This is a genomic window from Neoroseomonas alkaliterrae (assembly GCF_014199195.1).
Taxonomy (GTDB): domain Bacteria; phylum Pseudomonadota; class Alphaproteobacteria; order Acetobacterales; family Acetobacteraceae; genus Neoroseomonas; species Neoroseomonas alkaliterrae.
The window spans coordinates 14,378-34,822 of record NZ_JACIJE010000014.1; the positions used below are offsets into that span (position 1 = coordinate 14,378).

20 protein-coding genes are annotated in these 20,445 nt (G+C 73.4%); 1 reads left to right on the forward strand and 19 read right to left on the reverse strand.

Annotated elements, in window-relative coordinates; genetic code table 11:
* Window position 1: 1 nt before the first annotated feature.
* Both FHS88_RS18420 and FHS88_RS18425 read right to left on the reverse strand, forming a co-directional pair.
* A complete protein-coding gene (locus tag FHS88_RS18420; protein ID WP_184486966.1) occupies window positions 2-1,141 on the reverse strand; it encodes an ATP phosphoribosyltransferase regulatory subunit in 1,140 nt (379 codons plus the stop codon).
* Between the two features lie 51 nt (window positions 1,142-1,192).
* The gene (locus FHS88_RS18425; RefSeq protein WP_184486968.1) at window positions 1,193-2,131 is read right to left on the reverse strand and encodes a spermine/spermidine synthase domain-containing protein; all 939 of its coding nucleotides are present in this window, start codon (window positions 2,129-2,131) and stop codon (window positions 1,193-1,195) included.
* A 142-nt stretch (window positions 2,132-2,273) separates the two neighbouring features.
* On the opposite strand from FHS88_RS18425, the gene FHS88_RS18430 reads away from it, so the two are divergent.
* Window positions 2,274-2,423, forward strand: a complete 150-nt coding sequence (locus FHS88_RS18430) for a hypothetical protein (protein ID WP_184486970.1) — start codon at window positions 2,274-2,276, stop codon at window positions 2,421-2,423.
* Between the two features lie 38 nt (window positions 2,424-2,461).
* On the opposite strand, the gene serA is transcribed toward FHS88_RS18430, so the two are convergent.
* The 17 genes from serA to ruvA all read right to left on the reverse strand — a co-directional run bounded on the left by serA (window position 2,462) and on the right by ruvA (window position 20,381).
* Window positions 2,462-4,060, reverse strand: coding sequence for a phosphoglycerate dehydrogenase (gene serA, locus FHS88_RS18435; RefSeq protein WP_184486972.1), 1,599 nt, complete (start codon window positions 4,058-4,060; stop codon window positions 2,462-2,464).
* A 3-nt stretch (window positions 4,061-4,063) separates the two neighbouring features.
* Complete coding sequence (locus FHS88_RS18440; protein ID WP_184486973.1) at window positions 4,064-5,242, reverse strand: phosphoserine transaminase; 1,179 nt, start codon at window positions 5,240-5,242, stop codon at window positions 4,064-4,066.
* Window positions 5,243-5,326: 84 nt separating this feature from the next.
* Window positions 5,327-6,139 (reverse strand): DUF1217 domain-containing protein, encoded by an 813-nt coding sequence (locus FHS88_RS18445; protein WP_184486974.1) that lies wholly within the window; start codon window positions 6,137-6,139, stop codon window positions 5,327-5,329.
* 34 nt (window positions 6,140-6,173) lie between these two features.
* On the reverse strand, window positions 6,174-6,983 hold the full coding sequence (gene thiD / locus FHS88_RS18450) for a bifunctional hydroxymethylpyrimidine kinase/phosphomethylpyrimidine kinase (RefSeq protein ID WP_184486975.1): 810 nt from the start codon (window positions 6,981-6,983) through the stop codon (window positions 6,174-6,176).
* A gap of 112 nt (window positions 6,984-7,095) precedes the next feature.
* Window positions 7,096-8,481, reverse strand: coding sequence for a phosphoglucosamine mutase (glmM, locus tag FHS88_RS18455; RefSeq protein ID WP_184486976.1), 1,386 nt, complete (start codon window positions 8,479-8,481; stop codon window positions 7,096-7,098).
* A 139-nt stretch (window positions 8,482-8,620) separates the two neighbouring features.
* Window positions 8,621-9,682, reverse strand: a complete 1,062-nt coding sequence (gene folP, locus FHS88_RS18460) for a dihydropteroate synthase (protein WP_184486977.1) — start codon at window positions 9,680-9,682, stop codon at window positions 8,621-8,623.
* Between the two features lie 154 nt (window positions 9,683-9,836).
* Window positions 9,837-11,768: an ATP-dependent zinc metalloprotease FtsH gene (gene ftsH / locus FHS88_RS18465; RefSeq protein ID WP_184486978.1), complete on the reverse strand. Its 1,932-nt coding sequence runs from the start codon at window positions 11,766-11,768 to the stop codon at window positions 9,837-9,839.
* Window positions 11,765-13,057 (reverse strand): tRNA lysidine(34) synthetase TilS, encoded by a 1,293-nt coding sequence (tilS, locus tag FHS88_RS18470; protein ID WP_184486979.1) that lies wholly within the window; start codon window positions 13,055-13,057, stop codon window positions 11,765-11,767. Before tilS ends, ftsH begins: the two co-directional genes overlap by 4 nt.
* 51 nt (window positions 13,058-13,108) lie before the next feature.
* A complete protein-coding gene (locus FHS88_RS18475; RefSeq protein WP_184486980.1) occupies window positions 13,109-13,960 on the reverse strand; it encodes a YbgF trimerization domain-containing protein in 852 nt (283 codons plus the stop codon).
* Between the two features lie 38 nt (window positions 13,961-13,998).
* On the reverse strand, window positions 13,999-14,460 hold the full coding sequence (pal, locus tag FHS88_RS18480; protein WP_184486981.1) for a peptidoglycan-associated lipoprotein Pal: 462 nt from the start codon (window positions 14,458-14,460) through the stop codon (window positions 13,999-14,001).
* A 79-nt stretch (window positions 14,461-14,539) separates the two neighbouring features.
* On the reverse strand, window positions 14,540-15,916 hold the full coding sequence (gene tolB / locus FHS88_RS18485; RefSeq protein ID WP_184486982.1) for a Tol-Pal system beta propeller repeat protein TolB: 1,377 nt from the start codon (window positions 15,914-15,916) through the stop codon (window positions 14,540-14,542).
* Window positions 15,913-16,935: a hypothetical protein gene (locus tag FHS88_RS18490; protein ID WP_184487030.1), complete on the reverse strand. Its 1,023-nt coding sequence runs from the start codon at window positions 16,933-16,935 to the stop codon at window positions 15,913-15,915. The genes tolB and FHS88_RS18490 overlap by 4 nt, the downstream gene beginning before the upstream one ends.
* Window positions 16,936-16,962: 27 nt before the next feature.
* Window positions 16,963-17,457 carry a protein TolR gene (gene tolR / locus FHS88_RS18495; protein WP_184486983.1) on the reverse strand — a complete coding sequence of 165 codons (495 nt, stop codon included), beginning with the start codon at window positions 17,455-17,457 and terminating at the stop codon, window positions 16,963-16,965.
* A gap of 4 nt (window positions 17,458-17,461) precedes the next feature.
* Window positions 17,462-18,205, reverse strand: coding sequence for a protein TolQ (gene tolQ, locus FHS88_RS18500; protein ID WP_184486984.1), 744 nt, complete (start codon window positions 18,203-18,205; stop codon window positions 17,462-17,464).
* A gap of 72 nt (window positions 18,206-18,277) precedes the next feature.
* A complete protein-coding gene (locus FHS88_RS18505; protein WP_338146660.1) occupies window positions 18,278-18,736 on the reverse strand; it encodes a YbgC/FadM family acyl-CoA thioesterase in 459 nt (152 codons plus the stop codon).
* A complete protein-coding gene (gene ruvB / locus FHS88_RS18510) occupies window positions 18,733-19,767 on the reverse strand; it encodes a Holliday junction branch migration DNA helicase RuvB (protein WP_184486985.1) in 1,035 nt (344 codons plus the stop codon). The genes FHS88_RS18505 and ruvB overlap by 4 nt, the downstream gene beginning before the upstream one ends.
* Window positions 19,764-20,381, reverse strand: a complete 618-nt coding sequence (gene ruvA, locus FHS88_RS18515; protein WP_184486986.1) for a Holliday junction branch migration protein RuvA — start codon at window positions 20,379-20,381, stop codon at window positions 19,764-19,766. The genes ruvB and ruvA overlap by 4 nt, the downstream gene beginning before the upstream one ends.
* Window positions 20,382-20,445 lie beyond the last annotated feature (64 nt).

Consider the following 20,445-nt stretch of genomic DNA (forward strand, 5'->3'; position numbering starts at 1 on the left):
TTCAGTCCTTTGCCGGGATCGGGACGGGCCGGCCGTCCCGCAGTTCATGGGTGCAGCGCAGGCGCTGCGGCGTGTCCCCGGGCGCGAGCGCCGCGACGGTCGCATAGCCCTCGGCGCGGAAGCGCGCGCCGTCCACGCCGGGGGGCAGGAACAGGCGCGGGCGCGGCGTGGCCGGCGGGGCGGCGCGCAGCACGGCGTCGGGGTAGAGCGTCATGCCGGTCGCCGGCTCGTCGTTCTGCGAGACGTAGCGCCCGCCGCGCGCGAGCTCGCCCGCCATGCCCGGGCCGTAGAGGGTGAAGGCGACGCCGGTGTGGTAGCGGAAGCCGCGGAACTCCACCGGATCGAGGGTGATCCGCAGGCCCGGCGCGCGGGCGCGGATGGCGCCGAGCACCGAGGCCGCGTTCACCGCGATGGCCTCGGCGGCGGGCGGCAGCTCGGCGGCGTCCAGCGCGGCGAGCGCGCCATCGGCCGGCCCCGCCGCGGCCATCAGCGCGGGCAGCACGGCGAGCGCCGGTCCCTGCCCCTGCACCAGCGCGGCCACCGCGGCGCTGTCCTTGCGGTCGAGCGCACGGGCGAGGCGATGGCGCAGCGCGCCCTCCGCCCCCGCCACATCGAGCAGCGCCGGCACCATGGTGGGCAGCGTGACATCGAGGCTGACGGCCGAGACGCCGACGGCCGCGAGCGCCTCGACCGCGACGATCGCGACCTCGGCATCGGCTTCCGGCGCGGCGCCGCCGATCAGCTCGACGCCGGCCTGCGGCAATTGCCGCGAGGGCGCGAGCTGGGTGCCGCGCACGCGCAGCACCTGCCCCGCGTAGCAGAGGCGCAGCGGCCGCGGCAGCGCGCCGAGCCGCGTCGCCGCGATGCGCGCGACCTGCGGCGTGGTGTCCGCCCGCAGGCCCATCATGCGCTGGCTCACCGGGTCCATCAGGCGGAAGGTCTGTTCCGCGACAGCGGCACCGGAGCCGGCCAGCAGGCTGTCCTCGAACTCGAGCAGCGGCGGCTTGACGCGCTCGTAGCCGTGGGAGGCGAAAACGGCCATCATCGCCTCGACGAGCGCGGCCTCCCGCTCGGCCTCGGGCGGCAGCAGGTCGGCGAGGCCCGCGGGCAGCAAGGCGGGGTTGGGCAGGTCGTCGGTCATCTCAGGCGGGAGGGTGTGGCAGGGCGCATCCCGCGGGGCAAGCCCCGGGGCTCAGGGCGCCCCGGCCGCGGCGAGCAGGTCCCGAACCGGCTTCGACAGCGTGCGCATCCGCAGGAGCGTGGCGCCGTCCAGCGCGCTGAGCGCAAGGCCGCGGGCGGCGATGCGGCGATCCGCCTCCTCCGGCGTCAGGCCGGCGGGATCGGGGGCGTCGGCGGCGAGGATGAAGCCCCATTCCGACCAGAAGGAGGGGATCATCGCCGAATAGGACATCACATGCGCGAAGGCCGGACGAAGGTTGCGCCGCACCACCGCGTGGTCCTCGACGCCGTTGGGGTTGAGTTCCATCGCCTGCACCGCGAGCACCCCGCCCGGCGCGAGCAGGCGCTTCACCTCGGCGAAGAAGGCTTCCGAGAACAGCGCCTCGGACGGCCCGTCCTCGAAGGCGTCCACGAGGTCGAGGACGATCACGTCGAAGCGTTCGTTGCAGGCGGCGACGTAGTCGAGGCCATCGGCGATCACGAGTTCGAGCCGCGGGTCGTCGAGCGCGCCGCGGTGCCATTCGGGCAGGTGCTGCCGGCAGATCGCGATCAGCTCGGCGTCGAGATCCACCATCACCACGCGGGAGACGGAGGGGTGCTTCAGCGCCTCGCGCGCCGTCGCCCCCTCCCCGCCGCCGACGATCAGCACCGACCGCGGCGCGGGGTGGAGCAGCATGGCAGGCTGGACCAGCGCCTCGTGGTAGATCGCCTCGTCCTCCTCGGCCGATTGCAGATGGCCGTCGAGGACGAGGATCTTGCCGTATTCCACCGTCTCGAGGATGCGGACCTCCTGCTCGGCGGTCTCGGTCTCGAGGATGGCGCGGGTCACCTCGTACCAATGGCCCTCGGGCCAGGAGGCGTCCTCCTCGAAGATCGCGCGGGGGCTGACGCGGCGGGGGTTGTGGGTCCAGTTGGCCGGGTCGGGGCGGGCGGCGGTGCGGCTGCCGGTCACGCCCGCGGCCCTGCCACCATCATGCCGCAAGGCCGCCGCGTCTTGGCCCGGACGCCGGGCGACATATCCGCTCGTGCATTCACCATCGGTCAATAATCCCGCACCCATCCTCGGCGCACGCCACCACCGGGGAGAGCGTGCCATGCGCGAAGCCAGCCGCGCCATGCCTGTCGAACTCCCGGCGCGGGAGGAGGACGACCCCGCGCGGGGCTTCGCCAACGGCATCCTGCTCTCGCTGCCGCTCTGGGGGCTGATCGGCGTCGCGGCCTGGGCCTTGTTCCAGGCCGGCTGACGCCTGGGGTTCCGGGCGGCCGCCGCCCGGTCCCGCGATCAGAAGGCGAGCGGCGTTGCCTGCACCACCAGCGGCAGGCGGCGCACCCCGGCCAGCACCTCCTCCGGGATCGGCCCGTCGAGGCCGACGAGGCAGATCGCATCCCCGCCCGGCGCCGCCCGGCCCAGATGGAAGGTCGCGATGTTGATCCCGGCCTCGGCCAGCGCCATGCCGAAGCGGCCGATGAAGCCCGGCTTGTCCTGGTTGGTCACGTAGAGCATGTGCGGGGCGAAATCGGCCTCCACCGCGATGCCCTTGATCTCCACGAGGCGCGGGCGGTTCTCGGCGAGCAGCGTGCCGGCGATGGACTTCTCGTAGCGGTCGGTCGTCACGGTCAGGCGCACGAGCGTCTGGTACTCGCCGCTGCGCTCGACTGTCGTCTCGGCCACCTCGATGCCGCGCTGCTTCGCCAGCACCGGGGCGTTGACCATGTTCACCGCGCCCATCAGCGGCGTCAGCACGCCGGCGAGCGCGGCGGCGGTCAGCGGCCGGTGGTTCAGCTCCGCCGCATGGCCTTCGTATTCGACGCGGATGGCCTTGATCGCACCGTCCTGCGCGGCGGTGAGCTGCCCGGCCATGCCGCCGATCAGCCGCACCAGTTCCATGTAGGGCTTGAGGCGCGGCGCCTCCTCCGCCGTGACCGAGGGCATGTTGATGGCATTGGAGACGGCGCCGGTGAGCAGGAAGTCGGCCATCTGGTCGGCGACCTGCAGGGCGACGTTCTCCTGCGCCTCGGCCGTCGCAGCACCGAGATGCGGGGTGCAGACGACGTTCTCCAGCGTGAAGAGCGGGCTGTCGGTGGCCGGTTCCGTCTCGAACACGTCGAGCGCCGCGCCGGCCAGGTGCCCTGACTTCAGCGCGTCATACAGCGCCGCCTCGTCCACGAGGCCGCCGCGCGCGCAGTTGATCAGCCGCGCGCCGGGCTTCATGCGCGCGATGGCCTCGCGCGAGAGGATGTTCTTCGTCTGCTCCGTCAGCGGGGTGTGCAGCGTCACGAAATCCGCGCGATGCAGCAGGTCGTGGAGTTCCACCTTCTCCACGCCGAGATCGAGCGCGCGCTTCTCCGACAGGAAGGGGTCGAAGGCGATCACCTTCATCTTCAGCCCGATGGCGCGGTCGGCCACGATCGAGCCGATATTGCCGCAGCCGATCAGGCCGAGCGTCTTGCCGAACAGCTCGACGCCCATGAAGCGGTTCTTCTCCCACTTGCCCGCCTTGGTGGAGGCGCTCGCCTCCGGGATCTGGCGGGCGAGGGCGAACATCATGGCGATGGCGTGCTCGGCCGTGGTGATGGCGTTGCCGAAGGGCGTGTTCATCACGACGATGCCGCGCGCGGTCGCGCTGGTGACATCGACATTGTCCACGCCGATCCCGGCGCGGCCCACGACCTTGAGGTTCGGCGCGGCCTCCATCAGCTCGCGCGTGACCTTGGTGGCGGAACGCACCGCGAGGCCGTCATAGGCCCCGATGATCTCGCGCAGTTCGGCGGGCTTGAGGCCCGGCCTGAAGTCCACCTCGATGCCGCGGTCCTTGAAGATCTGGACGGCGGCGGGCGAGAGCTTGTCGGAAATCAGGACCTTCGGCGTCTTGGTCAGCATCGCTCAGGCCACCACCACTTCGGATTCGACGACGGCGAGCGCCCAGTCGAGCCAGGGCAGCAGCGCCTCGATATCGGAGGTCTCGACCGTCGCGCCGCCCCAGATGCGCAGGCCCGGCGGCGCGTCGCGATAGGCGCCGGCGTCGAGCGCCACCCCCTCCTTCTCGAGCAGCGAGGCGATCTTCTTCGCCGCCGCCGCCTGGGCCTCCGCCCCCATCACGGTGAACCACGGTGCGGTGATGGTCAGGCAGATCGAGGTGCAGGAGCGCGTCGCCGGGTCTTCCGCGAGGAAGCCGTAGCCCGGATTCGTCGCGACCCAGCGCGCGATGGCGGCGAGGTTCGCTTCCGAGCGCGCCACCAGGCCCTTCAGCCCGCCGACGCTCTCGGCCCAGCGCAGCCCGTCCAGCGCATCCTCGACGCAGAGCATGGAGGGCGTGTTGATCGTCTCGCCCTTGAAGATGCCCTCGTTCAGCTTGCCGCCCTTGGTCATGCGGAAGATCTTCGGCATGGGCCAGGCCGGGCTGTGGCTCTCGAGCCGCGCGACCGCGCGGGGCGAGAGCGCCAGCATCCCGTGCGCCGCCTCGCCCCCCAGAACCTTCTGCCAGGACCAGGTGACGACATCGAGCCGGTCCCAGGGCAGTTCCATCGCGAAGGCCGCCGAGGTCGCGTCGCAGATCGAAAGCCCCTCGCGCTCGACCGGGATGAAATCCGCATCCGGCAGCCTGACGCCGGAGGTCGTGCCGTTCCAGACGAACACCACGTCGCGCCGCGCCGCATCCACCTGCGAGAGATCGGGCAGGCGCCCATAGGGCGCCTCGATCACCCGCGCATCCGGCAGGCGGAGCTGCTTCACCACATCCGTCGCCCAATCCTTCGAGAAGGATTCCCAGGCCAGGATGTCCACGCCGCGGGGCCCGAGCAGCGACCACAGCGCCATCTCCACCGCCCCGGTGTCCGAGGCCGGCACGATGCCGAGCCGCCAGTCGGCCGGCATGCCGAGGATGGCCTTCGACCGCTCGATCACCTCGGCGAGCTTCGCCTTGGGTTCCTTCGCGCGGTGGCTGCGCCCGAGCAGCGCGCCTTCGAGGGCGGCGAGCGACCAGCCAGGGCGCTTCGCGCAGGGACCGGAGGAGAATCGGGGATTGGCCGGGCGGATGCCCGGCGTGGGGATGGCGTTCGCCATGCGTGTGCTCCCTTCCAGAAGCGGATGCGCCCCGGTGGGGGGGCGTGGCCCGGGCGGAGGGTTACGCCGCGAGGCCCCGGATGATCAAGCCCGGATCGCGAGCCGCGTGATCATGGAGAGCGGATCGGCCTGCTGCCCCGCCGCCGCCTCGGCGGCCTTGCCCGCGGCGGCGATCAGGTAGCGTTCGGCAAGCATGCGCACCGCGCGTTCGTCCTTGAGGGAGGCCATATTCAGCCGCGCGGTGACCGCCCTGCCCTGCGCCTCCACCGACTGCACCGCGATCTGCTCGGGCAGGCCCAGCGCGCCGGTCACCACCCGCCGCAGCACGGGGTCGCCGAGGATGTCGAAGACGCGCTCGGCCCTGCCTGCCGATTCCAGGAAGTAGAGCGCGTCGGAAAGCCCCGCCTGCTGCTCATCGAGGCCCGAGCGATAGGCGTATTTCACGTAGGCATCGGTCAGGCGCTGGACCATCGCCGGGTCGCGCAGCGCGTCGAGCCCGGCGGCATGGGCGCCGAGCGTCGCGGCGGCGGCCTTCCAGGCGGCGCCGAGCTGCGCCGCGAGCCCCTTCGGATCGGCAGGGTCCGACAGCAGCGCCCGGCGCACCAGCCCCGGATTGCCCACCTGGTCCGGCAGGCCGAGCGCGGGCATCAGCACCTTGAGCACGCGCGGGTCGGTCAGCGCCTGCTCGATGCTCTCGGCCTTGTCGAGCGCCTGCCGGAAGCGGGCGAGGGTGGAGAGCGTGACCGGATCCTTCGCCTCCCGCGCCATGCCCTTGGCCTCCGCGCCCTCGGCCGTGGCGCGGCGCAGCGCCGGGATGGCCTGCGCCACGCCGGCCGAGGCCGCGCCGGAAGCCGGCACGCCGAACAGCGACTGCACCTGGGCGAGCGAGAGGGCCATGCCGCAGCATGCCCCGCCGATCGTGAACGCCGCCTTAACCGGGCAGCCGCGAGGGATCGAAGGTCACGCCATGGTCGAGCGGCCCATGCCCCGCGCCGAAGCCCGGCGCGGCGGCGATGGCGGCGCGGACATAGGCGCGCGCGCGCACCACCGCCTCCCGCAGCGCAAGGCCCTGCGCCAGCCCCGCCGCGATCGCGCTGGCCAGCGTGCAGCCCGTGCCATGGGTGTGCCGCGTGACGATGCGCGGGGAGACGAATTCCTCCGCGCCCTCGGGCGTCACCAGCAGGTCGGTCACGGCATCGCCCTCGAGATGCCCGCCCTTGAGCAGCACCGCCGGCACGCCGAGGTCGCGCAGCGCCGCCGCCGCCTCCCGCATCGCCGCCACGTCGCGGATCGGCCGGCCGACCAGCACCTCGGCTTCCGGCAGGTTCGGCGTGATGACGGTGGCAAGCGGCAGCAGCCGCGCCTTCAGCGCCCCCACCGCATCCGGCGCCAGCAGCGGATGCCCGCCCTTGGCCACCATCACCGGATCGGCCACCAGCGGCACGCCCTTCGCGCGGGCAGAGATCTCCGCGCACACTGCCTCGATCACCGGCACGTCATGCAGCATCCCGGTCTTGAGCGCATCGGCGCCGAGGTCATCCAGCACCACCGCGATCTGCTGGCGGATGAAATCCACCGGCACGGCCGAGACGCCATGCACGCCAAGCGTGTTCTGCGCCGTCAGCGCGGTGATCGCCGTCATGGCGAAGGCGCCGAGCGCGGTGACAGCCTTGATGTCGGCCTGGATGCCGGCGCCACCGCCGGAATCGCTGCCGGCGATGATGAGGACTCGTCCCTTCATGGTCGCTCCCTTGCTCGGGGGGAGAAGCGAACTTCTCCCCCCGGACCCCCCTCAATCTTCTGCGGAACCTGGGGACTGACAGCAGAGGGGGAGGTTCCCCTCCCCCGGCCTTCTATGCCGCCCGCGCCTTCGCACGGATCGCCTCGGCCAGCCGCTCGACCGTCGCCTCGACCAGCGCCTCCTCCTCCGCCTCCGCCATCACGCGAATCACCGGCTCGGTGCCGCTGGCGCGGATCAGCACGCGCCCGCGCGCGCCGAGCGCGGCCTCCTCCGCCGCGATCGCCGCCTTCACGCCCTCGTCGTTCAGCGGGGAGGCGCCGGCATAGCGCACGTTCACGAGGCGCTGCGGCAGCGGCGTGAAGCAGCGCAGAACCTCGCTCGCCGGGCGCCGTTCCTCGACGAGCACGGCGAGCACCTGCAGCGCGGCGATCAGCCCGTCACCCGTCGTGCCGAAATCCGGCATGATCATGTGCCCGGACTGCTCGCCGCCGAGGTTGCAACCCTCCTCGCGCATCCGCTCGCCGACATAGCGGTCGCCCACCGCGGTGCGCAGCAGCCCCAGCCCGCGCGCGGCCAGGAACCGCTCCAGGCCCATGTTCGACATCACGGTGGCGACCACCGCGCCGCCGCGCAGCCTCTCCTGCTGGTGCCAGGACCGCGCGATGAGCGCGAGGATCTGGTCCCCGTCCACCACCTGGCCCTGCTCGTCCACCAGCACCACGCGATCGGCATCGCCATCGAGCGCGATGCCGAGATCGGCGCGCCGCTCGCGCACCAGCTCCGTGAGCTGGCCCGGCGCGGTGGAGCCGCAGCGGCGGTTGATGTTGAAGCCGTCCGGCTCGACGCCGATCTTCACCACCTCGGCGCCGAGTTCCCACAGCACCGTGGGCGCGACCTTGTAGGCCGCGCCATGGGCGCAATCCACGACGATGCGCAGGCCTTCCAGCGTGCGCCCGCGCGGGAAGGACTGCTTCGCCGCCTCGATGTAGCGGCCGGGCGCGTCCTCGAGCCGGCTCGCGCGGCCGAGCTTGCCCGGCGGCACCAGCGCGCCGGCGAGGTCGCCCTCCATCAGCGCCTCGATCGCGGCTTCCTGCTCGTCGGTCAGCTTCAGCCCGTCCGGGCCGAACAGCTTGATGCCGTTGTCCTCGAACAGGTTGTGCGAGGCGCTGATCATCACGCCGAGATCCGCCCGCAGCGAGCGCGTCAGCAGCGCGATGGCGGGCGTGGGCAGCGGCCCGACGATCACCACGTCCATCCCCGCGCCGATGAAGCCCGCAGTCAGCGCCGGCTCCAGCATGTAGCCCGACAGCCGCGTATCCTTGCCGATGACGACGCGATGCGGCGGCGCGCCGCGGTTGAAGTAGCGTCCGGCCGCCTGGCCGAGGCGCAGCGCCGTGGCCGCGTCCATCGGCGCGCGGTTGGCGGTGCCGCGAATGCCGTCCGTGCCGAACAGCCGCCGGGCGGGCGCGGGCGGCGCCTGATGCGAATCCTTGGGCATGGCCATCATCCCCCTGCGCGCATCCCTACTCCCCGCCGGCCGCGGCCGTCCATGCGGAGCTTCAGCGGGCGGGGCCGCCGCGCGCGGAACCCAATCCTGGCGCCCTGCGGACACAGGATCGGCCCTTGTCCGCAGGGTATCAGGCCGCCGGGCCGGGTTCGGGCGGGCGGCCGGCCTGGCAGGCGCGCCAGACGGCCAGCGCCTGCACCGTCTCGGCCACGTCGTGCACGCGCAGCACCGCCGCCCCGCGCGCCGCACCCGCGAGCGCCGCGGCGATGCTGCCGGGCACGCGCCGCGCCGCCTCCTCCACGCCCGAGAGCGTGCCGATGAACCGCTTGCGCGACACCCCGAGCACCACCCGGCAGCCGAGGGCGGCGATCAGCGGCAGCCTGTCGATCAGCGCGAGGTTGTGCGCGAGCGTCTTGCCGAAGCCGATGCCGGGATCAACGGCGATCCGCCCGCGCGGGATGCCCAGCGCCTCGCAGGTCGCGATGCGGTCGCGCAGGAAGGCGGCGACCTCCAGCGCGACATCGGCGTAGTCGGCGCGCGACTGCATCGTCGCCGGGTCGTCGCCCGGCATGTGCATCAGGATCACCGGCGCCTCGGAGCGCGCGACGAGGCCGGCCGAATCGGGATCATGGCGCAGGGCGGAGACGTCGTTGACTATCTCCGCCCCTGCATCGAGCGCGGCGCGCATGGTCGCGGCGTTGCGCGTGTCCACGCTGACCGGCGCGGCCTTCGCGAGTTCGCGGATGACCGGAAGGATGCGCGCCATCTCCTCCTCCGCCGTCACGGGCGCCGCGCCTGGGCGGGTGGACTCGCCGCCGATGTCGAGGATGTCGGCCCCCGCCTCCAGCATGGCATGCCCCGCCGCGATCGCCGCATCCGCCGCGAAGTGGCGCCCGCCGTCGGAGAAGCTGTCGGGCGTGACGTTCACCACGCCCATCACCAGCGGGCCGTCCGCTTCGAGCCCGGCGAAGGCCGCCGGGCGGCGGGCGATGGCGTGCATCGCGTCGTGCCAGTCCTCCGGCACCTCGCGGATCGGGCCGACGCCGAGATCCTCGCCATCCTCGATCAGGCGGACGAAGGTGAAGGCGATGTCGCCGCCCTGCAGCGGCAGCGCATAACCTTCGCGCAGGGCGTGGAAGGCGACGGGACCGGTGATCAGGCCGAGGGGTTCGACGAAGCGGCCAGGGGGCATCGGCGGGGCTCCGCCCCTCGGGACCGCCCCGCCAGGGCCCGGAGGGCCGCTGGGCGCCGATGGTCGGCACGGGGCGTCACGATGGGGCACAAACGAGACGGGGCGCGCCCCGAATAGCGCGCCCCGCGTGCCTGTCCAGTAGGGAGACGCCGGTTCAGGTGGCCGGCGCGGGCCCCGGGTTGAGACCGCCCGGCGGGCGCGGCGGCGCCGTCGCGCGCCCGGCCGTCGGCACGCTGCCGCGGCCCATGTTCACCGGCTCGTCGGGGCGGTTGCGCACGATGGGCTCGCCGCGGATCACCTGCTTGATCTCGTCGCCCGAGAGCGTCTCGTGCTCGAGCAGGCCCTTGGCCAGCAGGTGCAGCTCGTCCATGTGCTCGGAGAGGATCTTCTTCGCCCGCGCATAGGCCTCGTCGATGATCGCGCGGATCTCGGCGTCGATCTTCTGCGCGGTCGCTTCCGAGACGTTCTTGGTCTGCGTCACCGAATGGCCGAGGAAGACCTCCTGGCTGTTGTCGCCATAGGCGATCATGCCGAGGCTTTCGCTCATGCCCCATTCGGTGACCATCAGCCGCGCCTGGTTGGTCGCCATCTTGATGTCGCCCGAGGCGCCGTTGGAAACCTTGTCGGGGCCGAAGATCAGCTCCTCCGCGACGCGCCCGCCCATCGCCATGGCGAGCTCGGCCTTCAGCTTGGACTTGTGCTTGGAGTATCGGTCGCCCTCGGGCAGCGACATCACGAGGCCAAGCGCGCGGCCACGCGGGATGATGGTCGCCTTGTGGACCGGGTCGCATTCGGGCTCGTGCATCGCCACCAGCGCGTGGCCGGCCTCGTGATAGGCGGTCATGCGCTTCTCGGCCTCGCTCATCACCAGCGAGCGGCGCTCGGTGCCCATCAGCACCTTGTCCTTCGCCGCCTCGAACTCGGCCATGCCGACGGTGCGCCGGCCGGTGCGCGCGGCGAGCAGCGCCGCTTCGTTGACCAGGTTGGCGAGGTCGGCGCCAGAGAAGCCCGGCGTGCCGCGCGCGATGATCTTGGGGTCCACGTCGGAGGCGAGCGGCACCTTGCGCATGTGCACGCGCAGGATCTTCTCGCGCCCGTTCACATCCGGGTTCGGCACCACCACCTGGCGGTCGAAGCGGCCCGGGCGCAGCAGCGCGGGGTCGAGCACGTCCGGCCGGTTGGTCGCGGCGATGATGATGACGCCCTCGTTGCTCTCGAAGCCGTCCATCTCGACGAGCATCTGGTTCAGCGTCTGCTCGCGCTCGTCATTGCCGCCGCCGAGGCCCGCGCCGCGATGGCGGCCGACCGCGTCGATCTCGTCGATGAAGATGATGCAGGGGGCGTTCTTCTTGCCCTGCTCGAACATGTCGCGCACGCGGGAGGCGCCCACGCCCACGAACATCTCCACGAAGTCCGAGCCGGAGATGGTGAAGAAGGGCACGTTCGCCTCGCCCGCGATGGAGCGCGCGAGCAGCGTCTTGCCGGTGCCCGGCGGGCCCACCAGCAGCACGCCCTTGGGGATCTTGCCGCCGAGGCGCTGGAACTTCTGCGGGTCGCGCAGGAAGTCCACGATCTCCTCGAGCTCGGCCTTGGCCTCGTCGATGCCGGCAACGTCGTCGAAGGTCACGCGGCCCTGCTTTTCGGTCAGCAGCTTGGCCTTGGACTTGCCGAAGCCCATGGCGCGCCCGCCGCCGCCCTGCATCTGGCGCATGAAGAAGATCCAGACGCCGATCAGCAGCAGCATCGGGAACCAGGACATCAGGTAGTGCAGCAGCGGGTTGACGTCCGAATCCTCGGGCCGCGCCACGACGCGGATGTTCTTCTCCGTCAGGCGGGAGACCAGCGAGGGATCCTCCGGCGTGTAGGTCTGGAAGTTCCGCCCGTCGGTCAGCGTGCCGGTCAGGTTGCGGCCCTGGATCGAGACCTCCCGCACATGGCCCGCATTCACCTCGTTCAGGAAGTCGGAATAGGCGACCTGCTGCACGCCCATCCGCGCCCCGCCCGAGGGCTGGAACAGGTTGAACAGCGCCACCAGCAGCAGCGCGACGATCACCCAGAGCGCCAGGTTCCGGCCGAAATTGTTCACGTCGTCATCGTCTCCGTGCCGGTCGGACCAGCCGCCCAGCCTTGCACCCTAGATAGGTCGGGTTGACGGGCATTGAATGGCCAGCCCGCCAAAGCGCCTCCCGCCCCGCCGGATTCCAGCACCATCGCGAAATCCGCGCAGGCTTGGGGATCAGGATAGAGCAGCGCCGGCACCACGGCCAGCGCGCCGTTGCCCTCGCGGATCGCGGGCAGGGCGGCCAGCACGGCGCCGGGCAGGTCGCTCGCGGCCCGGAGGCGCCGCGCCTCCATCCCGAGCGCGCCCACGGTCCAGCCGGCCCTCCCGGCCCCGGTGAGCCGGAAACGGCCGTCCCACACCGCGCCCTGCCGCGCCTCGACCGGCCGGCCGAGCATCCCAGGGTCGCGCGCGAGCAGCCAGCGCCCGCCCGAGGCCGGACGCAGCCAGGCCCCGCCGAGGGTTCCGCCGCCCGCGGCGAGCAGCGCCGCCACCCGCTCCCGCGGCGGCGCGAAGCCCGCCCCGCCGATGAGGCGGATCAGCGCCGCCAGCCCCGCCACCGCCAGCTCATCCCGCCCCAGCGCCGCCGGGCCGATCCACGCGAAGCCCTCGGGCCTGATCTCGGCCGCCGCCGCGAGCCGCCGGGCGAGCGCCGCCTCCCGCAGCGCGCGGCGCCGGGCGAAGGCCTCGGCAGCCCCGGCGAGGGCGGCGGTGCGCGGCCCCTGCCCGCCCGGATCGTCCAGCGTCTGCCGCAGGCGGATGCGCGCGAAGCGGCGGTCGGCATTGCTCGGGTCGCGCACCGGGGCGAGGCCGGCCGCCTCCACCACCGCCTCCAGCGCCGCCGGCGGCACGCCGAGCAGCGGCCGCAGCAGCAGCACCGGGCCGAACGGCCGCGCCGGGGCCATGGCGGCGAGGCCCTCCGGACCGCTGCCCCGCAGGGCGCGGAACAGCAGCGTCTCGGCCTGGTCGCCGCGGTGATGGCCGAGCAGCAGCCAGGGCCGCCCCTCGGCCGCGGCCGCCGCGGCGAGCGCCCGCAGCCGCGCCGCGCGCGCGCGCTCCTGCATGCGCGCCCCCGGCGCGAGGCCGAGGCGCAGCACCCGCGCCGCGATCCCCCGGGAGGCGAGAAGCCCCGCGACATGCGCCGCCTCCGCCCCGCTTTCGGGCCGCAGCCCGTGTTCGGCGATGAGGGCGAGCAGATCCCCGCCGCGCGCGCGCGCCCATCCGGCGGCCAGGAGCGCGAGGGCCAGGCTGTGCGGGCCGCCGGAGACGCCCGCCGCGATGCGGGGCGCCGGGCCGAACGGCCCGAGCGGCGCCATCAGCCCGGCGAAGCGGTCCGGCCCGAGGTCCGCGCTATCCCCATGCCGGGCTCAGCGGCACTGGGCGCGCCGGCGCGCCTCGGCGACGCGGCGCTGCATCGGCGCGGAGAGGGTGGTGAACTCGCTGCGGAGCTGGTCGAGCGTGTCGCAGGCCTCCCGCCGCGCGCCGAAGCCGGTGAAGGCATTGGCGAGGCCGAGCAAGGCCTCCGGCGCGCGGGAGGAGCGGCGGTTCGTCGCATAGGCATCGTTGAAGGCCAGCGCCGCGTTCTGGAACTGGCGCCGGCCGAGCAGCGCCTCGCCGAGCAGGATCTGCGCATCCTGGCGGCGCGGGCCGGGCCGGCCGGCGAGCACCTCGCGCGCCGCCGCCTCGGCCGCGGCGTAATCCCCGCGCCCGAGCGCGGCCTGACCGTCCGCGATGGCGCGCTCAGCGGTTCGCGGGCCGGGCGGCTGGCTGGCCGCGGCCGGCGGCGGCTGGGCCGGGGCCGGAGCGGCCGCCGGCCCCTGCGGAGGGCGCGGGGCGGCCGGTCGGCCAGCCCCCCCTTCGAGCTGCTGGAGGCGGAAATCCATGTCGCCGCGCAGCTTCTCGACATCCTCGGCGAGCCGCCGGTTGGTGTTCTCCGCCACTTCGAGGCGGCCGCGCAGGCGGCGCACCTCCTCCTCCAGCTCGCCGAGGCGCGCGAGCATCTGCTGCAGCAGCTCCTGCGGCGCGCCCGCACCGCCGCGCGGCGCGACCGGCGCGGCCATGCCCCCGCCGCGGCGCAGCGCGTCGAGGTCGCGGCGCAGCTCCAGGATCTGGTTCTGCAGCGCGATCCCCTCGCGGCTCTCGATGACCTGCGCCGCCGCCGGCGCGGCCAGCAGCGGCAGGGCGAGAAGGGCGATCAGGCGGAACGACACGGCGCGCATCCCTCGGCGGCCCGGCACGGCGCGGGCCGCCCGTCCCCTCACTGCACGACCGTCACGGCGCGGCGGTTCTGCGCCCAGGCCTCCTCGTTGGAGCCGAGCGCGGCCGGGCGGTCCTTGCCGTAGGAGATGGTGGTGATGCGCGCCCCGGAGACGCCGCCGGCGATCAGCACGTCGCGCGCCGCATTGGCGCGCCGCTGGCCGAGGGCGAGGTTGTACTCGCGCGTGCCGCGCTCGTCGGCATGGCCCTCGATCTGGACCTGCACCGAGGCGTTGCGCTGCATCCACTCGGCCTGGCGCTGCAGCACCGGGCGCTGGTCGGCGCGGATGTTGGAGCGGTCGAAGTCGAAGAAGACGCGGTCGCCGACATTGGCGACCAGGTCCTCCTGGCTGCCGGGGCGGATCGTCCCGCCGGCGCCGCCGGTCTGGGCACCGTCGTCGGTGCTCGAGCAGGCGGCGAGCAGGGCGAGGGCGGCAAAGGCGCCGAGGAGGCGGGTGGTCATCGGCGGAAGATCTCCTGCGTGTGCAATGCGGCATGCGCCGGTAAGCACCGGCGGCGCCCGGGGTCAAGCAACGGTTTGGTCACGAAAGCAGCGGCGACCAGGCCGGGTCGGTCGCATCCGTGGGCGTGGGCACCGGCCGCTCGTTGAAGCCGTCGGCGTTGATCGCGACGATCCGCGCCGAATAGCCGCCGCCGCGGGCATCCGTCGCCCGGCTCTCGCGGTGGAACATCAGCACGCGGCCATTGGGCGCGAAGGTCGGGCCCTCCATGGCCCAGCCTTCGGAGAGGATGCGCTCGCCCGAACCGTCCGGGCGCATCACGCCGATGGCGAAGCCGCCGCCGCCGAAGCGCGTGAAGGCGATGACATCGCCGCGCGGGGACCACACGGGCGTGGCATAGCGGCCGCGGCCGAAGGAGATGCGGCGCAGGTTCCCGCCATTGGCGTCCATCACGTAGAGTTGCTGGTCGCCGCCGCGGTCGGAGTTGAAGACGATCTGCGTCCCGTCCGGCGAGAAGCAGGGCGAGACGTCGAGCCCGCCGCCCGAGGTGAGCTGCCGCTCCCGCCGGGTGGCGAGGTCCACGACGTAGATGTTCGCATCCCCGCCGCGCATCGCCGAGAGCACGACCGAGCGGCCATCGGGCGAGAAGCGGGGCGAGAGCGTCATGCCGGGGAAGTTGCCGAGCACCTGCTGCGCGCCCGAGCCGATGTCGAACAGCACCACCTGCGGCTGGCCGCGGTCGCGGTAGGACATGAAGGCGATGCGGTCGGCCGAGGGGTGGAAGCGCGGCGTCAGCGCGTTGAAGCGCCCGTCGGTGAGGAAGCGGTGGTTCTCCCCGTCCTGGTCCATGATGGCCAGGCGCCGCGTCCGCCGGTCGCGCGGCCCGGTCTCGCTGACATAGACGACGCGGGTGTCGAAATAGCCCTTCTCGCCGAGCAGCCGCTCGAAGATCACGTCGGAGATCAGGTGCGCGATGCGCCGCCAGTTGGCCGCGGGCGCGGTGAAGGCGGTGCCCTGGAGCTGCGTCTCGGGCAGCACGTCCCACAGGCGGAACTCGACGCGCACCTGCCCGCCCTGGTCGGCCACCCGGCCGGTGACCAGCGCCTGGGCGCCGATCACGCGCCAGTCCTGGAAGCGCGGGGTCTGCGCGGCGGCCTCGGCGGTCTGGATGAAGGCCTGCCGCTCGACCGGGCGGAACAGTCCGGAATTGCGCAGGTTCGCCTGGATCACGCGGGCGATGTCGCGGCCGATGCGCGCCCCCTCCCCCGTGCCGGGCAGGTCGGGGATGGCGATCGGGATCGGGTCGGTGCGGGCGCGGGTGATGTCGATGACGGCACCCTGGGGCTGCTGCGCGGCGGCGGGCAGCGGGGTGGCGAGGATGCCGGGGGCGACGAGGCCCGCGCCGGCGCCGAGAAGCACCCGGCGCCGGGTCGTCGCGAAGGGGGTGATCAGGGTCATCGAACGAGGCCCCTCGGGTTGAAGCGGAAGATGGATGCCATGACGGTCTGATACTTGCTCGGCGGCACGCGCAGCGGGTTGCACTGCGGCGACATAAGCGCGCGGCGGGCCGATTCGTAGACCGAGCGCGCGCGCGGGTCGGTCGGCGGCGCGCCGTTCGGCACGACGTTGCGCACCACCCCCTGGCTGTCGAGCTGCACGCGCAATTCCACCACGATCTGCTCGAGGCCGAGCATGCCGCGGTCCACGTTCCAGCATTCCGAGATCTGGTCGGCGAGGCCGCGGATCTCGCCCTGGGTCAGCGCGGCGCTGCCGGCCGGGCTGCCGCCGCCCTGCTGCGGGCTGCCCGAGGGGTTGGGCCGGGCGGTCGGCGGTCGGTCCTGCTGCTGGGCGGTGCGCAGGCGCTCGAGCGTGTTCATGACCGACTGGCTGCGCTCCTGCGGGCGGGCGACCGGTGGCGTCTGGCCGGTGCCGGCCTGCTGGGCGGGCTCGGGCGGCGGCGGCACCGGGGCGGGGGGCAGCGGCAGCGGGTTGGGCCGTGGCGTCTGCTGGGCCTGCTGCGGCGGCGCGGGGGCGGGCGGCGTCGGCACGGGCTGCGTCTGGCGCGGCGCCGGCGTCGGCTCCGGGGTCGGGGCCGGCGGCGGGGCGGGCGGCGTCGGCTGCGCGGGCGCTGGCGCGGGCGGGCTCGGCGTCGCGGCGGGCGCGGGCGGCGGCGGGGGCGGCGGAGGCGGGGGCTGCGGCGGCTGGTTGCGCGGAGGCTCGGGCGCCGGCGGCTCGGGCGTCGGGGGCTGCGGGACGGGTTCGGGCGCGGGCGGGGCCGGAACGGGGCTTGGCGTGTCGGCCTGGGCGAGCAGCGGCGGGCCCGGCGAGACGAGCTCGACCGCGATGCCCTGCTCCTCCGGCTCCGGGATCGGCCGCGCGAGCACGAACAGCGCGCCGATCCCGAGGATCAGCGCGTGGATGCCCGCCGAGACCATGCCCCAGCGCTTGAGGTCCATCCGTGCGGTCCAGGCGGGCATGCCCACCCTTCGCCCCCTTCGTCCGGCCTACCGCGGCGCTGCCGGGCGGGCGGGGGCGGCCGGCGCGGCGCCGGGGCGCGGCCCGGCGGGCTGCTCGGCCAGCAGCGCGACACGGGTGAAGCCGGCGCCGGCGATGGTGCCCATCACCTCCATGATCCGGCCATAGGCGATGGCGCGGTCGCCGCGGACGAAGATGCGGCGTTCCGGCGCGCCTTGCGGCTGGTTGCGCATGATCGCCTGCAGCCGGGGGACGAGCTCGTCCATCGTCACCTCCGTCTCCTGCAGGAAGACGCGGCCTTCCGGATTGACCGTGATGGTCAGCGGCTCGGTCTCCTGGTTGAGCGGGGCGGCGGCGGTGCGCGGCAGGTCCACCGGCACGCCCACGGTCATCAGCGGCGCGGCGATCATGAAGATGATCAGCAGCACCAGCATGACGTCCACGAGCGGCGTGACGTTGATCTCCGACATCGGCCGGTAGCGGGAGCGGCCATTGCCGCGGCCGCCGGCGAGGGGCGCGCCCATGGCCCTATTCCGCCGCGGTGGCCGCCGGCGCGGCCTTGTCGTTCGCCGCCGCCTCGGTCTGGCGGGAGAGGATGGCGGAGAACTCCGTCGCGAAGGATTCGAGCCGCCCGGCGAAGCGCGCGAGGTCGGTGGTCAGCTTGTTGTAGGCGAGCACCGCCGGGATGGCGGCGACCAGACCGATCGCGGTGGCGAAGAGCGCCTCGGCGATGCCGGGCGCGACCACCGCGAGGTTGGTGTTCTGCATCCCCGCGATGGCGGCGAAGGAGTTCATGATGCCCCAGACCGTGCCGAACAGCCCGATGAAGGGCGCGACCGAGCCCACCGAGGCGAGGAAGACCATCCAGCGTTCGAGGCGTTCCATCTCCCGCCCGATGGTCACCGCCATGGCGCGCTCGACGCGCTCCTTCGCGCCGCCGAGCACGGCGCCGCCGCCGGCGCTGCGGCGCCATTCGCGCATCGCCGCATCGAAGACGAAGGCCATGGGGTGCTTCGGGTCCTCGCCCTCGCGCGCGTAGAGCTCGTCGAGGCTGCCGCCGGACCAGAAGCGTTCCTCGAACTCGTCCGCGGCGCGGTTGACGCGGCGCAGCGAGACCACCTTGTCGAACACGATCGCCCAGACCCAGATGCTCGCGATCAGCAGCCCGATCATCACGGCCTTCACGACCCAGTCCGCCTGGAGGAAGAGCCCCCAGAGCGAAAGATCGTGCGCCGCCTGTCCCAGCGCCTGAGCGGTCACGGTGCCGTTCACGCCGTCTCTCCTTTCCCGCCCGTCCGGGCGATCACGGCCCCGCGGGCCGCGCTGCGAATTCCCGGGGCGCGCCTAGCCCGCCGCCGCCGGCAGGGCCAGCCCCTTCAGCACGGAACGCCAGGGTTCCGGCAGCGGCACGGGCCTGAGGCTGTCCTGGTCCACCGAGACCAGCCCGACCTTCAGCCCCGCGAGCCGTTCCCCCTCCCCGGCCTCCGCCCGCACCACCTGGCTGAGCACGACCTGCGCCCCGGTGACGCGCAGGACGGCGGTCTCGACCACCACCGGGTCGTCGAGCCGGGCGGGGCGCCAATACTCCACTTCGACGCGCCGCACCACGAGCAGCGCGCGATGACGTTCTATCATCAGATTGTGTGGCAAGCCTATGGCGCGCAAGGATTCCGTGCGCGCCCGCTCGGCCCAGTGCAGGTAACGAGCGTGATAGGCCATGCCGCCTGCATCCGTGTCCTCGAAATACACGCGCAGGTTGAAGCGATGGACCCTGTCGGGCGTCTCGTGGGCGGCGTCGCTCACGGATCCGCATCCCGCAGCAGGTCGAGTTGCGCCGCAAGGCCCGCCGGCGGCGCGAGGCCGAGATGGCGCCAGCCCCTCTCCCCCAGCATCCGCCCGCGCGGCGTGCGCAGCACGAGGCCCTCCTGGATCAGGTAGGGCTCGACCACCTCCTCGAGCGTGTCGCGCCCCTCGGCCAGCGCGGCGGCCAGCGTCTCGACGCCGACCGGCCCCCCGCCATGGTGCTCGGCGATGCGGAGCAGGTAGCGGCGGTCCATGGCATCGAGGCCGAGCGCATCCACCTCGAGCCGGATCAGCGCGGCATCCACCATGGCGCGGTCGGCGGCGCGCTTCTCGACCATCGCGAAGTCCCGCACGCGGCGCAGCAGCCGCCCGGCGATGCGCGGCGTGCCCCGGGAACGGCGCGCGATCTCCATCGCGCCGTCCTCCGACAGCGCGAAGCCGAGCTTGCGCGCGCCGCGGCTGACGATGCCGTGCAGTTCCTCAGGCGTGTAGAAGACCAGGCGCAGCGGGATGCCGAAACGGTCGCGCAGCGGTGTGGCGAGCAGACCCGCGCGCGTCGTGGCGCCGATCAGCGTGAAGGGCGGGATGTCGATGCGCACCGTGCGCGCCGCCGGCCCCTCGCCGATGATGAGGTCGAGGCAGAAATCCTCCATCGCCGGATAGAGCGTCTCCTCGATCGCGGGCTGCAGGCGGTGGATCTCGTCCACGAACAGCACGTCGCGCGGCTGCAGGTTGGTCAGGATGGCCGCGAGGTCGCCCGAGCGCTGCAGCACCGGCCCCGATGTCGCGCGGAAGCCCACGCCGAGCTCGCGCGCCACGATCTGCGCCAGCGTCGTCTTGCCGAGGCCCGGCGGGCCATGGAACAGCACATGGTCCATCGGCTCGGCCCGCGCGCGCGCCGCGGCGATGAAGACCGCGAGGTTCTCCCGCAGCGCCGCCTGGCCGGTGAAGTCGGCGAGCGTCTGCGGGCGCAGCGCGTGCTCGCCGTAGTCGTCGTCCTGCTTCTCGGGCGAGGTCAGGCGCTCGCTCATCGCGCCATCTCCTTCAGGCCCTCGCGGATCAGGGCATCGAGCGTGGCCGCGTCACCGAGGCGCTTCGCCGCGCGGGCGATGGCGCCGGCCGCCTGCGGCTGCTTCCAGCCGAGATTGACCAGCGCGGAGACGGCATCGGCCGCCGCGCCGCGTTCGGGCGCCGCGGCGGGCAGCGCGCCTTCGCCGTCCGCCTCCGGCGTCGCACGGCCGACCGCCCATTTCTGCATCGCCGGCTCGTCGATGATGCGGTTCGCGGTCGCCGCACCCAGGCCCTTCACCTCGGCCAGCCGCTTGCGCTCCTTGCCCGCGATGGCGCGCGCGAGTCCGTCGGGGCTGAGGGATGAGAGCACGATCAGCGCCTTCTGCGGGCCCACGGTCTTGACCTCGATCAGCGCGCGGAACGCCTCGCGCTCGGCGGCGTCGGCGAAGCCGTAGAGGGTGATGGCGTCCTGGCTGACGCGGGTTTCCACCAGCACGCGCTGCACGCCCTCGCGCGCGGTCAGCGCATCGAGCGTCCGGCGCGAACAGGAAAGCAGGTAGCCGACGCCGTTCACGTCGAAGATGCAGCCGCCCTCATGCGTGGAGTCCACGCGGCCTTTCAGCGCGGCGATCATGGGCTGGGCACGCCGGCGGAGGGGGCTTTGCCCCCTCCGGACCTCCCCCACCAGGGGGCTGCGG